Origin of the sequence: Rhodococcus sp. YH1, assembly GCF_009939605.1 — a bacterium.
Lineage (GTDB): Bacteria > Actinomycetota > Actinomycetes > Mycobacteriales > Mycobacteriaceae > Rhodococcus > Rhodococcus aetherivorans.
Genome location: NZ_WVTE01000235.1, coordinates 1 through 13613, shown reverse-complemented (window position 1 = coordinate 13613; position 13613 = coordinate 1). Strand labels below are relative to the sequence as shown.

The following is a 13613-nucleotide window of genomic DNA, read 5'->3' as shown; positions in this document are numbered from 1 at the left end:
CGCCGGCTGCGGAGCCCGAACGCGTTCTCACACGCCCTGCTCGATCGCGTCCCGGACCTCGGCGAGCCGATCGAGCAGGCGCGGGCGGAGCCGGGCGTCCACCCGCGCCGACCACGACTGCAGCGGGCGCGGCAACCGCATGACGAAGTGCTGCCGCAGGAGACATCCCCCCGGGGTGGGCTCGATCCGGTAGTCGAGGTGACCGGTGAACCAGGCGCTCCGGAAGTCCATCCCGAGCAGCTCCGGCTCCTCGATCGCGGTCACGACGCTGTCGACGGACATCCACCAGCCCGGCGCGAGCCGCACCCGCTCGTGCCACCGGGTGCCCTCGGCGGTCGGACCGAGTGGAGATTTGCTCATCCGGACGCCCGTGCGCGCCGGTGCACCCACGTGTTCCTGAACGTCGGCGAGCAGCGCGAACGCCGCACCGGGCGGTCGGCGCACCGGGATCATGAGCCGGAAATCCATTGTGGCCCCATGACTTTCGTCGACAGGCGGCGGCCCGCCCCGGCGCCGTCGGGCATGCCGCTCGGCCCGGTCCCGGATGCCGAGCAGCATCCGCCGGGACATCACGAAGTCCCCCGCGTCCATGAGGGCGGCCCAGCCGACAGCGAACGGCGACGGAGGGATGCGGAATCGCACGCGATGCACCAGCCGGCTACGGCCGGGACCGTCCGGGCGCAGCACCAGCACGGCGGTGACCGTGCCACCGTCGTGCGAGTGGGCATACACGAGCGAACGTCCGGGGTCGATCGACTCCACCCGGAAGGCGGCCGGAGAACCCGCGACGAGCCGGACGGGGTCGCCGACCTCGAGCCGCTGCAGTTCGGGCCGGATCTCGCCGGCGCTCGGCTTCCCGCCGTTGTCGACGAGGTCGTAGCTGTACCAGCCGGCACGGTCCCCCGCCCCCATCTGGACCAGCCAGGGCCACACGTCCTCGGGGTCGGCCGCGATCGACACCGCACGGGTCGCCGACCAGTGCGGACCGGGCACGATCTCATCACCCGGAACCCGCTGAGCCACTTCGGTCCTGGTCGCACCCCAGCGCAGCTGCCACGGCCGATAGACCGCCGGATACAACAGTGGGACGACCGGCACCAGCCGGCCGCCCCACGTCAGGGCCGGATGCCGTCGCACCCGTCCATCCTCTACCGCCCCCGGAACTCCGGGGGCCGCTTCTCGAAGACTGCCGTAATGGCCTCGGTCAGGTCCTCCGACGGCAGGAACGCCGCGTTCCAGGCCGCCACGTAGCGCAGGCTGTCGTCGACGCGCGCCGAGCGGCTGTGGTCGAGGACGTCCTTGATGCCGTGCACGACCAGCGGCGGGTTCGCCGCGATCTCGGCGGCGGTGGCCTGCGCGGCCGCCAGAACGGCGTCGGCGTCGGCGAAGACGTCGTTGACCAGACCGATCTTCTCCGCACGTGCCGCGTCGATGTCCTTGCCGGTGAGGGCGAGTTCGCGCAGGTGCCCGTCGCCGATGATCAGCGGCAGGCGGGCGAGGCTACCCACGTCGGCGACCATCCCGACCTTGACCTCGCGGACGCTGAACTTCGCGTCGGCACTGGCGTAGCGGATGTCGGCCGCCGAGATCAGGTCCACGCCGCCGCCGATGCACCAGCCCTGCACGGCCGCGACGACCGGCTTGCGGCAGTCCGCGACCGCGGTGATCGCCGCCTGCATCCGCTTGACCATCTCGTGGAACTCGGTGCGCGGGGCGGCCAGCGCCTTGTCGGCGAGGACCTTGCCCAGGTCGCCGCTCATGGCGGGCAGGTCGAGGCCGAAGGAGAAGTGCTTGCCGGCGCCGGCGAGCACGACGGCGCGCACGTCCGGATCGGCGTCGAGCTCGCCGAACAGCACGGGCAGCTCGGTCCAGAAGTCGGGACCCATCGCGTTGCCCTTGCCGGGCCCGACCAGCGTGACGCGGGCGACGTGGTCGGCGACGTCGACGGTGAACGCTTTCCAGTGGGAAACTGCAGTCATTACTCAACAGTAATGTCTGCGCTTCGGACGGCCGACGAGGGCCGCTCGTTACAGCCTCGAAAATTCCCTGCTACCCCACTGGTGACCGCCGCGAACCGGACGGATCCTGAGGACACGAACGGTCCGACTCGCAAAGGAGCGACTGCCATGTTGATGCATCAGGGCATCGGTCTGGGCGCCTTCAATGCCCTGTCCCGGCGGGGCGCCACCCATGCGCTGTACGAGTGTTGCGCGTCGCTGACCTGGGCCCAGTCGGTGGCGGCCGGGCGGCCCTACGCGAGCTACTCGGAACTGTTCGCCCGAGCCGACGCCGCCCTGTTCTCGCTGGGCGACGCGGAGATCGCGGAGGCCCTCGACTGCCACCCGGTGGTGGGACGCCGGCGCGGCAGCACCGCCTCGCGGCTCGAGCAGTGCTCGCTGTGGGACGAGGACGAGGCGTTGATGACCGCGATCACGGCCGCGGCGGCCGCCTACGAGGAGCGCTTCGGCTACCGCTACCTGTGGTGCCCCCAGGGACGCGGGCCGGGGGAACTGCTGACGGATCTTCACCACCGCCTCGCGCACGAACCCGAGGCGGAGCGCAAAGCGTGCACGGAGGAACTGGCCAAGATCACCCGTACCCGGCTCGAGCGCATGCTCGGACCGGAGGACGGCTTTCCCCTGTATTGACCGCCGACTGCGGGCAGCCCTGTCGATCGGGGCCACGGACGGCGGTGGGCTCCTAGGCTGGAACCATGTCCGGGACACTGCATCCGAATGCCGCTCGGGTGGCCGACACGCTCATCGCGCGCGGTCATCACGGGCTGATCACAACCCAGCCGGAGTCGGTGCACACCGCGGAGCAGGCGGCGGCCGCACTCGGGGTCGACGTGGGTGCGATCGTCAAGTCGCTGGTGTTCCTGCTCGACGACGAACCGGTGCTGCTGCTGGTCTCGGGTGCGCATCGGGTGAACCTGGAACGGACGGGCAAACGCCTCGGTGGTGCGCTCGTTGCGGCGCCCCCGGACGTGGTCACCGAGGTCACCGGGCAGCCCGTCGGCGGGGTGGCACCGCTCGGGCATCCGACGAACCTGACCACGTACGTCGACACCGCCCTGGCCGCTTTCCCCGAGCTGTGGGCCTCCGGCGGGCATCCGCGCACGCTGTTCCGCACGACGTTCCGCGAGCTGATGCGCATCACGGCGGCCGTCGACGTCGACGTCGACTAGACCTGCCGGCTCGACCGGCGGGCAGTGCCTGTCCGGCGGTCCGCCCGGGAATCGGTCAGCTGCACTGCGCGGCGCCGGCGGTGGACTCCACCAGGCCCGGACGGGTCTCGGGCGACGGTCCCCACAGGCCGTCGGTCTTGGCGTAGGTCCAGCCGGGACCGGCGTCGACGAGCCCGCGCAGCGCGTCGAGCAGGCGGTCCACGTCGGCGGACGAGCTGCCGAGCCCCAGGGAGGCGCGCACCGCACCGCCGGGCAGGCCGACCCGCGCGAGCAGCGGGTGTGCGCAGAACCGGCCGTCGCGCACACCGATTCCGTGCTCGGCGGACAGGTACGACGCCACCTCGCCGGGTTCGAATCCGGAGACCGTGAAGGTGACGATGCCGACCGAGTCCGGCGAGTCGCTCCACAGCCGCAGGATCTCCACGCCGTCGAGGTCGCGCAGCCCGCCGAGGAGGCGCCGGCACAGCGCCTCCTCGTGCTCGGCGACGGCGTCGGCGTCGAAACCGGCGAGCGCGTCGCACGCCGCGGCGAGGGCCGCGACGCCGAGCACGTTCGGCGTGCCGGCCTCGTGCCGCGCCGGGGCGCACGCCCATTCGGTGTGACCGAGACGCACTTCGCGGACCGCACCGCCCCCTGCGAGATACGGTTCCGCGACGTCGAGCCAGTCCCGGCGTCCGACCAGAGCGCCGGCACCGAACGGGGCGTAGAGCTTGTGACCCGAGAACGCGAGGTAGTCGACGCCGAGAGCGGTGAGGTCGATCCGCCGGTGCGGCACCAATTGCGCTCCGTCGACGAGGATCCGGGCGCCGCAGGCGTGCGCCACGTCGGCGAGTTCGGCGATCGGGAGGACCTCGCCGGTCACGTTGGAGGCGCCGGTGACGGCGAGCAGCGCGGCGGGCTTGCTGCACAGCTCGGCGACGAGCCGGCGGACCGTCTCGGCGACGGTGTCCGCGGCCTCGACGACGCGGGCGTTCTTCCAGGGCAACAGGTTTGCGTGGTGCTCGACGTCGAGCACCACGACGTCGCCGGGTACGGCTCCGGCCAGGAGGTTGAGGGAGTCGGTGGTGTTGCGGGTGAACACCACCACCTGATCGTCTGCGGCGCACACGAATCGGGCCACCGACTCACGAGCCTGCTCGTAGCTCGAGGTGGAGATCCGGGAGGCGTAACCGGCACCGCGGTGCACACTGGCGTAGTACGGCAGGAGCTCGGCGATCCGCTCGGTGACCGCTTCGAGGGCGGGCGCGCTCGCCGCGTAGTCGAAGTTGGCGTAGGTGCAGGTACCACCCTGGACCAGGGGTACCTGCAGGTCACATCCGGTGACCCGGGCGAACGGGGCGATGCAGGTGTCGGCGGTCAGTACGGCAGCAGTCATGACGTTCCCTCGTCGTTCAGGGATTCGCCGGTGGTCGCCTCGTCGCCCGAGTGCGATCACGGTCCGAATCCGCGCTTGCCGTGTCCCGGTGTGGAAACACGGCCTGGTCGTCACCCGGAGCACCCCACCGCGGAGGAGGGTTGCCGACCAGCTAGCCGGGGCTTGTCGCTGGTTCTCGTGACCTGCCGAAGAGGATTGCAGGAGCGCGCACGGATGTCAAACCGGAATCGCGGCGGCCGTCGTCCCGCAAACGGAAGTTTCAGGGAGATAAGGTTTTTCGAGCAGAGTCGGACGCCGCGCCGCGGAGCGCGACGCCGGGTCGAGCGGGAGATTCCACCGATGGAGTGGGCACCGACACACCCGATGTTCACCCTCCGTCCATCTGACCGTGAGATAACCGGACGAACGCATCACCAGGCCGAGAGAAGGACATGCGATTGCCTGCCCAGCCCACGACGGATCCGGATCGGTCGTATCGCATCCCCGAGGAGTTCGTTCGCTCCTCCCACGCCCCGGCCCCCCGCACCCTCGTCGACATCCTGCGGGCCACCGCCGACACCCACCCGGACGCCCCGGCCGTCGACGACGGCACCGTCACTCTCAGCTACACCGAACTCGTCGAGGAGGTCATCGCCTGCTCGTACCGGCTCGCCGACGCGGGAGTCGGCGCCGGTGACCGCGTCGGCGTGCGCATGCCGTCCGGCTCCAAGGACCTGTACGTGATGATCCTGGGCATCCTCGCGGCCGGCGCGGCCTACGTGCCGGTGGACGCGGACGACCCCGACGAACGCGCCGAACTCGTGTTCGGGGAGGCGATGGTCACCGCCGTCGTCACCGCCGACGGCATCGGCCCGGGCACCGCGCCGCCGTCGCCCGCGCCACAGCTGCGCGGCCCGCGCCTCGACGACGCCGCCTGGATCATCTTCACCTCCGGCTCCACCGGCACCCCCAAGGGCGTCGCGGTCAGCCATCGCAGCGCCGCCGCCTTCGTCGACGCCGAGGCCCGGCTGTTCCTGCGCGAGAACCCGATCGGGCCCGGCGACCGCGTACTGGCCGGACTGTCGGTCGCCTTCGACGCCTCCTGCGAGGAGATGTGGCTGGCGTGGCGGCACGGCGCGTGCCTCGTGCCGGCGCCCCGCTCGCTCGTGCGGTCCGGGATGGACCTCGGGCCGTGGCTGGTCTCCCGCGACATCAGCGTCGTCTCCACCGTCCCCACCCTCGCGGCGATGTGGCCCGCCGAGGCGCTCGAAGCGGTGCGGCTGTTGATCTTCGGTGGCGAGGCCTGCCCGCCGGACCTCGCCGAGCGACTGGCCGTGCCCGGTCGCGAGGTGTGGAACACCTACGGGCCGACCGAGGCCACCGTCGTCGCATGCGCGGCAACCATGGACGGCAAGGGCCCGATCCGCATCGGCCTGCCGCTCGACGGCTGGGACCTCGCCGTGGTGGACGCCGACGGCCGGCCCGTGCCCGAGGGCGGTACCGGCGAACTCGTCATCGGCGGCGTCGGACTGGCTCGCTACCTCGACCCGGCCAAGGACGCCGAGAAATACGCCCCCATGCCCACCCTCGGCTGGGACCGCGCGTACCGCAGCGGCGACCTGGTCACCCTCGACCGCAGGGGCCTGCTGTTCCAGGGACGCGCCGACGATCAGGTCAAGATCGGCGGTCGGCGCATCGAGCTCGGCGAGGTCGACAACGCTCTGCAGAACCTGCCCGGCGTCGCCGGCGGCGCGGCCGCCGTGCGCAAGACCACGGCCGGGCACTCGATCCTCGTCGGGTACATCGCCAGCACCGACCCGGAGTTCGACCTCGCCTCCGCGCGCGACCTGCTCGGCGAGCAGTTGCCCGCGGCCCTGGTGCCGCGGCTGGCGCTGGTGGACGAGCTGCCCACCCGCACCTCCGGCAAGGTGGACCGCAACGCGCTGCCGTGGCCGCTGCCCGGCGCCGAGGCCGACTCCGCCGAGGCCCTGGGTCTCGACCCGACCGCCGAGTGGGTCGCCGGACTGTGGGTGTCGATCCTCGGCACCCCGATCGAGAGCATCGACGACGACTTCTTCGAACTGGGCGGCGGCTCCCTCTCCGCGGCCCAGCTGGTGACCGCCCTGCGCGAGCGCTACCCCGCGATGACCGTCGCCGAACTGTACGACCATCCGCGGCTCGGCTCGCTGGCCGGGTATCTCGACGACCTCGCACCGTCCGCGATGGTCGCGCCGCGGCAGGTGGCCCCCGTCCCACGCCGGACGCAGCTGCTGCAGCTGGCCATCACGGTGCCGCTCACCACCCTGACCGGACTGCAATGGGTGACATGGCTGGCGACGGCGAACAACGTCTTCGCGCTGTTCGTCGACCTGCCGTGGCTCGCGCCGGTGTCGTGGTGGTGGGTGGCGCTCGGCATCCTGCTGTTCCTGACCCCGCTCGGCCGGATGTCCGTCGCCGTCGCCGGGACGCGGCTGCTGCTGCGCAACCTGGAACCCGGCACCTATCCGAGGGGCGGCAGCGAACACCTGCGGCTGTGGACGGCGCTGCGGCTGTCGGAGGCCAGCGGCGCGGTGAACCTGTCCGGGGCGCCGTGGATGCTGTACTACGCCCGCGCCCTCGGCGCGAAGGTCGGTCAGGGCGTCGACCTGCACAGCCTGCCGCCGGTGACCGGCATGCTCGAACTCGGCGACGGCTGTTCCGTCGAACCCGAGGTCGACCTGTCCGGCCACTGGGTCGACGGCGACGAGGTCCACATCGGCACCATCCGGATCGGCGCCGGCGCCACCGTCGGTGCCCGCTCGACGCTCGCCCCGGGCGCCAAGATCGGCAAGAACGCCGAGGTCGAGGCCGGCTCCGCCGTCTTCGGCCGGGTCAAGGCCGGCCAGCACTGGGCGGGCTCCCCTGCGCGGAAGGTCGGCAAAGCCGTACATCCGTGGCCCGACGAGCCGCCGCGCCGCGCCGCGTGGTGGGTGCCGGTCTTCGGCCTCACGTCGGTGGCGCTGGCCTCGCTGCCGATCGTCTCGATCGCCGCCGGCCTCACGCTGGTCGGATGGTGGATCCGCGGCACCGCCGACCTGACCGACGCGTTGCTCCGCAGCGCAGCGATCCTGCCGGTGGCCGCACTGTTGACCCTGTTCGTGTTCGCCGCGCTCACGGTGCTGTCGGTGCGCGCCCTGTCCCTCGGCATGATCGAGGGCCACCACCCCGTCCGCAGCCGCGTCGGCTGGCAGGTGTGGGCGACCGAGCGCCTGATGGACAGCTCGCGCACGTTCCTGTTCCCGCTCTACGCCTCGATGCTCACCCCCGGCTGGCTGCGGCTGCTCGGCGCCGACATCGGCAAGGACGTCGAAGCCTCCACCGTGCTGATGGTGCCCAAGTTCACCCGCGTCGCCGACGGCGCCTTCCTCGCCGACGACACCATGGTCGCCAGCTACGAACTCGGTGGCGGCTGGCTGTACATCTCCCGGGCCAAGGTCGGCAAGCGCGCGTTCCTCGGCAACTCGGGCATGGCCGCCCCCGGGCGCCGGGTGCCCAAGTACGGGCTCGTCGCCGTGCTCTCCGCTGCCCCGTCGAAGGCCAAGTCGGGTTCCTCGTGGCTGGGCAGCCCACCGGTGCGGCTGCGCCGCGCCGCGAACGACGGCGACTCGAGCCGCACGTTCGCGCCCCCGCTGCGGCTCCGGGTGGCACGCGGCTTCGTCGAGACCTTCCGCCTGCTCCCCATGATCGTCACGTTCGGCATCGGCCTCGGCGTCCTGTTCGCCCTGCAGGCGCTGGCCGGCGCGGCGGGATACGGCCCGGCCGCGGCGCTGAGCGGCCTCGTGCTCATCCTTGCCGGCGCCGTGGCCGGCATCGTGTCCGTGACCGCCAAGTGGGTGGCCGTCGGGCGCATCGGCCGCGAGGAGCACCCGCTGTGGAGTTGGTTCGTGTGGCGCAACGAGGTGGCCGACACGTTCGTCGAAACCGTCGCGGCGCCGTGGTTCGCCCGGCCCGCCACCGGAACGGCCGTGATGAACCTGTGGCTGCGGGGCCTGGGCGCGAAGATCGGCCGCGGGGTGTGGTGCGAGAGCTACTGGCTGCCGGAGGCCGACCTGGTGACCCTCGGCGACGGCGCGACGGTGGAACGCGGATGTGTTGTGCAAACGCACCTGTTCCATGATCGGATCATGTCCATGGACACCGTCACGCTCGGCGCCGGCGCCACCCTCGGCCCCCAGTGCGTCGCACTGCCCGCGGCCGGAATCGGAGCCGGCGCCACCGTCGGTCCCGCCTCGCTGGTGATGCGCGGCGACGTCGTTCCGGATTCGAGCAGATGGCAAGGCAATCCGATCGCACCGTGGTCACACCCGAGCGATTGGTCCCCGCAGTGAAGCCGGGAAACGACCCGAAGAAGTCGCGCGACAACGGCAGGACCGCGAAGCCGGACGCCCCGATCGATCCGTACCTGCCGCGGAGCGGCAACCGCGGGTACCGCGTGTCGCGGTACGAGCTCGACCTGACCTACCGGGTGGTGGCCAACCGGCTCACCGGCACGGCCACCGTCATCGCCACCACCACCGACGCACGCGGCAAGTTCGCGCTCGACCTCGCACCGACGATGCGGGTGACGAAACTGTCGGTCAACGGCTCCCGGCCCGCCAAGTACGCCCAGCGCGACGGCAAGCTCGTCGTCACCCCGGCCCGGAAGATTCCCGTGGGCGGGGTCCTGACGATCGTCGTTCACTATCACGGAACACCGAAACCGATCCGCAGCCCCTGGGGCGAGGTCGGCTGGGAGGAACTCGAGGAGGGGTCGCTCGTCGCGAGTCAGCCCAACGGCGCCGCATCGTGGTTCCCCTGCGACGACCATCCCGGCGCCAAGGCCAGCTACCGGATCACGGTCACCGCCGACTCGCCCTTCCAGGTGATCGCGAACGGCACGCTGGTGCGCAGGACGACGAGGGCCAGCCAGACCACCTGGGAGTACGAACAGCCGGAACCGATGGCGACCTACCTGGCCACCGTGCAGATCGGGAACTACGAGACCCGTAGGGTGTCCGACGGGCCGGTGCCCCTCTACGCGGTGCATCCCCCGCGCCTGAAGGCGAACTTCGACCGGGACTTCGGCCGGCAACCACAGATGATGGACGTCTTCTCCCGGCTCTTCGGGCCCTACCCGTTCACGCACTACAGCGTCGTCGTCACCGCGGACGAGCTCGAGATCCCGATCGAGGCGCAGACCCTGTCGATCTTCGGCGCGAACCACTGCGACGGCAGCCGCAGCGAGGAGCGGCTCGTCGCGCACGAGCTCGCCCACCAGTGGTTCGGCAACAGCCTCACCCTGTCGCGGTGGCGCGACATCTGGCTGAACGAGGGCTTCGCCTGCTACGCGGAGTGGCTGTGGTCGGAGAATTCCGACGGCCTGTCGGCGCACGCGATCGCGGCCGACGCGCACCGGGGGCTCGGCCGCAAACCCCAGGACCTCCTCCTCGGCGACCCGGGCCCGGAGCTGATGTTCGACGACCGCGTCTACAAGCGCGGCGCCCTGACCCTACACGCGCTGCGCCTGCGCCTCGGCGACGAGAAGTTCTTCGCGTTGCTGCGGCAGTGGACCGCCGAGCACCGGCACGGGACCGTCACCACCGAGCAGTTCACCGATCTGGCGGCGCGGTTCGCGGATGCACCGCTGCGTCCGCTGTGGGACGCGTGGCTCGCCGAGAAGGCACTGCCGCCGATGCCCGAGCCGTGAGGCGTCAGGCCTGTGCTCGCTCCGGCAGGTGCGCCCGCCACTTGACCAGGACGAGCACCAGGCACGCGGCCGCCGCGACGGCGCCCACGACGAACATCGCCGGGTAGGTCAGGACCGGGTACGTCTGCGACAGGTACACCATGGCGGCGGGCACCGCGAAACCGAGATAGCTCAGCGAATAGAACACCGCGGTGAGCCCGGCGAGGTCGTCGGGGCCGGCGATGCGCTGCACCTCCTGCAGACCCGACACCAGCGCCATGCCGTAGCCGCACCCCAGGACGACCGCGGCCAGCAGCGCCAGCGGCACGGTCAGTGCCGCGGCCGCGACCGCCGCCGTGACCATCCCCACCACGAGCAGCGTCAGCGCCACCACCACGGCCCGGGCATTGCGCGGGGTGTCGATCCGGCGGCCCAGCGACTGGATCGCGAAACCGGCACCGAGGGCCACGACGCACAGCAGTGCCGAGAACGCGACCGGCGCGTCGCCGCTGTGTCCGGTCATCAGCGCCGGAATGATCGCGTAGGCCGAACTCGCGGCACCGAACACCCAGGGGGCGACGGGGGCGATCACGAACAGGAAGCGGGCGTGCCCGGCCGCCGGGATCTTCAGATCCTCCCGCAGCGGAGTCCGTTCCACCTCCGGCTGCGCCGGGCGGGTCTCCGGCGTCCGGAGCAGCGCCGCACCGGCGCCGACGCTCAGCCCGATGTGCACGAGGTAGGTCAGGGCGCTCGGCATCGGCGCCCACTGCGCGAGGGCCCCCGCGACCCCGGCCCCGACCCCGAAGCCGGCGGTCAGGCTCATCGCGGCCCGTCGCGCACCGGCACCGGGAGTCGCGCGCGGATCCCAGCGCGGATCGGACAGTTCCTTCAGCCAGCTGCCGCCGACGGCCATGCCGAGACCGAGGGCGATCCCGCAGAGGATGCGACCGAGGATGAGCAGCGGCGCGGAGTCCGCCCCGAGGGCGAGCACCGCGGAACCGGCCAGGCCGACGAACGGCGCGGGCACCATGACCGGTCGCCGCCCGAGCCGGTCGGAGAGCGGGCCGCCGACGAGCAGGGCCGGCACGATGCCCAGGACGTACGCGAAGAGGAACAGGTCGACGACGACCGGCGCGAAACCGTGTTCGAGCCGGTACATCACGAGCAGCGGCGTGAACTCGTTGCCGCCCCAGGCGACGGTGAACATCGCGGCGGCCACGAGCAGCCACGTCCCGCGCGGGACCGTTTCCGTAAGTGTCGGCAGCCGACCGGGGTCGGTGGTAGTAGCGGTCACAGTCGTCCCCCTCCGAGTCCGTGCACCTCACGCATGTGCACCTGAAGCGCCTCGTCGAACGCGTCGGCATCCCCGGCGGCGACGAGATCCGCCAGGTGCGTGTGGTCGGCGATGATCTTCTGCAGCTGCGCCGGATCACGAGCGACCGAACGCGCCGTCATCCGTCGCTGGCGTTCACGCAGGCTTGCGTAGAAGTTGTCGAGGAGCGGATTGCCGCCCGCCGCGACGATGCTGCGGTGGAAGTCCGCGTCGGCGCCGCTGAAGGCGCCGACGTCCCCGCGCTCGGCCAGCTCCCGCTGGGTGTCCAGGCATTCGCGCAACGTGCGCTCGAGCCGTTCCCGCGCCTGCGGAGCCGACGCGACGGCGCGCACGGCGTGCGTTTCCAGCAGCCGTCGCGCATCGACGACGTGCTCGGCCTCCCCGTCCGCCACCGGGACGACGAGCGCGCCCCGCTTGGGGTACAGGCGCATCCAGCCCTCCGCCTCGAGCCGGAGGAAGGCCTCGCGCACCGGGGTGCGGCTGCACGACATCCGTGCGGCGATCTCCCCTTCGCTGATCAGATCCCCGCCGGGCAGCTCACCCGAGAGGATCTGCTCCTTGACCTCGCGGTAGGCCGCCTCGGCGGCTGAATACGACATAGACACAAGATGTATTTATACCGTAGGCCGACGGCAGGGCACCACGCGGCCCTGCCGGCTTGCCCGGGAGGGCAAGGTGGAAGGGAGCCATGACCGCGACCGCCTCGGGGAGCTCTTCGCGGCGGCGGCCTCGAATCCGGTGAACCCGTCCATCGCAACAGGAGAAAGCGGTCGTGGGGAGAGCGTCGAGGAGGTTCTACGGGTCCGTCGCGACGCCCTACCTCGAGCACATGTCGGGCGCCGGAGCCGCAATCGGGCTGGGCATTCGAGCGGTGCCGTAGAGAAGAGCCGGCGGATGACGCGGCAGGAGCAGAGGAGTCCTCGAATGGCGAAGTACCTGATCTCGTTCCCTGGCGAGGCCATGGTCTTCCCCGAGGAGGACTTCGAGGCGGTGGTCGAAGCCTCCCATGCCGTCATCGACGAGGCCAAGGCGGCGGGCGTGTACGTCTTCGCCGGAGGGATCGATGAGGACGTAGACCCGGTGCTCGTGGCCGGTGACGGCACCGTCACCGAGGGCACGTACCCCGGCCACAAGGTGCCCAACGGCGGTTACACCGTTCTCGAGCTGCCCTCGCGGGAGGCGGCACTCGAGTGGGCCGCGAAGATCGCCGTCGCCTGCCGCTGCTCGCAAGAGGTCCGGCAGTTCCAGGACGACCCGGCCCGCTGACGAGGGCAACCCCAGCCGGAGCCGGTCGTGCGTCGCGCGCCCATAATGAAGGGCGTGCAGCAGCGCACAGGGCGGGTGACCCCGACCGGCGGCACCTCGCCGGCCGACCCGGCCACCGACGCGCCGACCAGCCCTACACCCTCAACTACGAAGAGCAGCCGCCATACTCGGATGCACTGGAGGGAGCGTGATGAATCCACCGCCGACGTGGGGCGATCGGCTGCACGCGGTTGCGATGGGCAGCGTCGCCGGCGGCGTCGCGGTGTACTGGCTCGACTACTTCACTGCCGGACATGTCAGGTCGTCCGACGATGCCGCCTATATCGCGTTCGAGAACGCCTTTCCGGCCGCCGATGGACTGATGGCCGCGAGCTTCGCAACGAGTGCCTGGCACCTGACAAGGGGACGAGCGGTCGCCATCCCGCTTGGGATCGCGGCCGGCGGCGCGATGACATTCCTCGGGGCCATGGACACGCTGTGGAACCTCGAGCACGGCAGCTACCGGCACATGACTGCGGACATGGCGGTCGAGACCGGGATCAACATCATCTCGCTCGTGTTCGGGCCATGGACGGTTGCCCGGCTGTGGCGGCGGCGCGAGGCACTGGCAGGCTGATCGGACTGGAGAAGGTCGTCGACACGGGTTGCGTCCATCAGGATGGTGTACGAGCCGGATCGGATCCGATGACCGGCGTGTCGTAACCGGACGAAAGACGGTCACCGCGTGATTCTTCGAGAGAGCTACCAACTCGACTCGACGAAAGAGCAC

At 71.2% G+C, this 13613-nt stretch carries 11 protein-coding genes and 1 riboswitch; of the genes, 6 read left to right on the top strand and 5 right to left on the bottom strand.

Annotation, left to right across the window (positions count from 1 at the left end; translation table 11 throughout):
- Positions 1-27: 27 nt before the first annotated feature.
- Positions 28-1137 carry an SRPBCC family protein gene (locus AIIKEEIJ_RS21370; RefSeq protein WP_161996514.1) on the bottom strand — a complete coding sequence of 370 codons (1110 nt, stop codon included), beginning with the start codon at positions 1135-1137 and terminating at the stop codon, positions 28-30.
- Between the two features lie 11 nt (positions 1138-1148).
- Positions 1149-1979: a crotonase/enoyl-CoA hydratase family protein gene (locus tag AIIKEEIJ_RS21365; RefSeq protein WP_161996513.1), complete on the bottom strand. Its 831-nt coding sequence runs from the start codon at positions 1977-1979 to the stop codon at positions 1149-1151.
- Positions 1980-2126: 147 nt separating this feature from the next.
- Here AIIKEEIJ_RS21365 and AIIKEEIJ_RS21360 point away from each other — a divergent pair, with 147 nt between their 5' ends.
- Together AIIKEEIJ_RS21360 and AIIKEEIJ_RS21355 are read left to right on the top strand one after the other, a co-directional pair.
- Positions 2127-2648, top strand: coding sequence for a 2-oxo-4-hydroxy-4-carboxy-5-ureidoimidazoline decarboxylase (locus tag AIIKEEIJ_RS21360; protein WP_006930435.1), 522 nt, complete (start codon positions 2127-2129; stop codon positions 2646-2648).
- A gap of 65 nt (positions 2649-2713) precedes the next feature.
- Positions 2714-3187 carry a YbaK/EbsC family protein gene (locus AIIKEEIJ_RS21355; RefSeq protein WP_161996512.1) on the top strand — a complete coding sequence of 158 codons (474 nt, stop codon included), beginning with the start codon at positions 2714-2716 and terminating at the stop codon, positions 3185-3187.
- Between the two features lie 55 nt (positions 3188-3242).
- On the opposite strand, the gene AIIKEEIJ_RS21350 is transcribed toward AIIKEEIJ_RS21355, so the two are convergent.
- Entirely contained in the window at positions 3243-4562 is a 1320-nt protein-coding gene (locus AIIKEEIJ_RS21350; RefSeq protein WP_029540699.1) for an aminotransferase class V-fold PLP-dependent enzyme, read from the bottom strand.
- Between the two features lie 66 nt (positions 4563-4628).
- Positions 4629-4745, bottom strand: a riboswitch (SAM riboswitch).
- A gap of 248 nt (positions 4746-4993) precedes the next feature.
- Here AIIKEEIJ_RS21350 and AIIKEEIJ_RS21345 point away from each other — a divergent pair.
- Positions 4994-8908: a Pls/PosA family non-ribosomal peptide synthetase gene (locus tag AIIKEEIJ_RS21345; protein WP_161996511.1), complete on the top strand. Its 3915-nt coding sequence runs from the start codon at positions 4994-4996 to the stop codon at positions 8906-8908.
- Positions 8905-10266, top strand: coding sequence for a M1 family aminopeptidase (locus AIIKEEIJ_RS21340; RefSeq protein WP_161996523.1), 1362 nt, complete (start codon positions 8905-8907; stop codon positions 10264-10266). The genes AIIKEEIJ_RS21345 and AIIKEEIJ_RS21340 overlap by 4 nt, the downstream gene beginning before the upstream one ends.
- 4 nt (positions 10267-10270) lie before the next feature.
- On the opposite strand, the gene AIIKEEIJ_RS21335 is transcribed toward AIIKEEIJ_RS21340, so the two are convergent.
- Together AIIKEEIJ_RS21335 and AIIKEEIJ_RS21330 are read right to left on the bottom strand one after the other, a co-directional pair.
- The gene (locus AIIKEEIJ_RS21335) at positions 10271-11452 is read right to left on the bottom strand and encodes an MFS transporter (RefSeq protein WP_230304602.1); all 1182 of its coding nucleotides are present in this window, start codon (positions 11450-11452) and stop codon (positions 10271-10273) included.
- Between the two features lie 83 nt (positions 11453-11535).
- Positions 11536-12177: an FCD domain-containing protein gene (locus AIIKEEIJ_RS21330; RefSeq protein ID WP_161996510.1), complete on the bottom strand. Its 642-nt coding sequence runs from the start codon at positions 12175-12177 to the stop codon at positions 11536-11538.
- 325 nt (positions 12178-12502) lie between these two features.
- Between AIIKEEIJ_RS21330 and AIIKEEIJ_RS21325 the strand changes: the two genes are divergently transcribed.
- Positions 12503-12844, top strand: coding sequence for a YciI family protein (locus AIIKEEIJ_RS21325; protein ID WP_006930444.1), 342 nt, complete (start codon positions 12503-12505; stop codon positions 12842-12844).
- A 190-nt stretch (positions 12845-13034) separates the two neighbouring features.
- Positions 13035-13460, top strand: a complete 426-nt coding sequence (locus AIIKEEIJ_RS21320) for a hypothetical protein (protein ID WP_238406511.1) — start codon at positions 13035-13037, stop codon at positions 13458-13460.
- The last annotated feature ends 153 nt before the right edge of the window (positions 13461-13613 follow it).

Bases quoted from the DNA above. Each gene is read 5' to 3' on its own strand.
- AIIKEEIJ_RS21360 (WP_006930435.1), top strand. From the start codon at position 2,127: ATGTTGATGCATCAGGGCATCGGTCTGGGCGCCTTCAATGCCCTGTCC.
- AIIKEEIJ_RS21325 (WP_006930444.1), top strand. From the start codon at position 12,503: ATGGCGAAGTACCTGATCTCGTTCCCTGGCGAGGCCATGGTCTTCCCC.
- AIIKEEIJ_RS21345 (WP_161996511.1), top strand. From the start codon at position 4,994: ATGCGATTGCCTGCCCAGCCCACGACGGATCCGGATCGGTCGTATCGC.
- AIIKEEIJ_RS21350 (WP_029540699.1), bottom strand. From the start codon at position 4,562: ATGACTGCTGCCGTACTGACCGCCGACACCTGCATCGCCCCGTTCGCC.
- AIIKEEIJ_RS21355 (WP_161996512.1), top strand. From the start codon at position 2,714: ATGTCCGGGACACTGCATCCGAATGCCGCTCGGGTGGCCGACACGCTC.
- AIIKEEIJ_RS21330 (WP_161996510.1), bottom strand. From the start codon at position 12,177: ATGTCGTATTCAGCCGCCGAGGCGGCCTACCGCGAGGTCAAGGAGCAG.
- AIIKEEIJ_RS21320 (WP_238406511.1), top strand. From the start codon at position 13,035: ATGAATCCACCGCCGACGTGGGGCGATCGGCTGCACGCGGTTGCGATG.
- AIIKEEIJ_RS21335 (WP_230304602.1), bottom strand. From the start codon at position 11,452: ATGTTCACCGTCGCCTGGGGCGGCAACGAGTTCACGCCGCTGCTCGTG.
- AIIKEEIJ_RS21365 (WP_161996513.1), bottom strand. From the start codon at position 1,979: ATGACTGCAGTTTCCCACTGGAAAGCGTTCACCGTCGACGTCGCCGAC.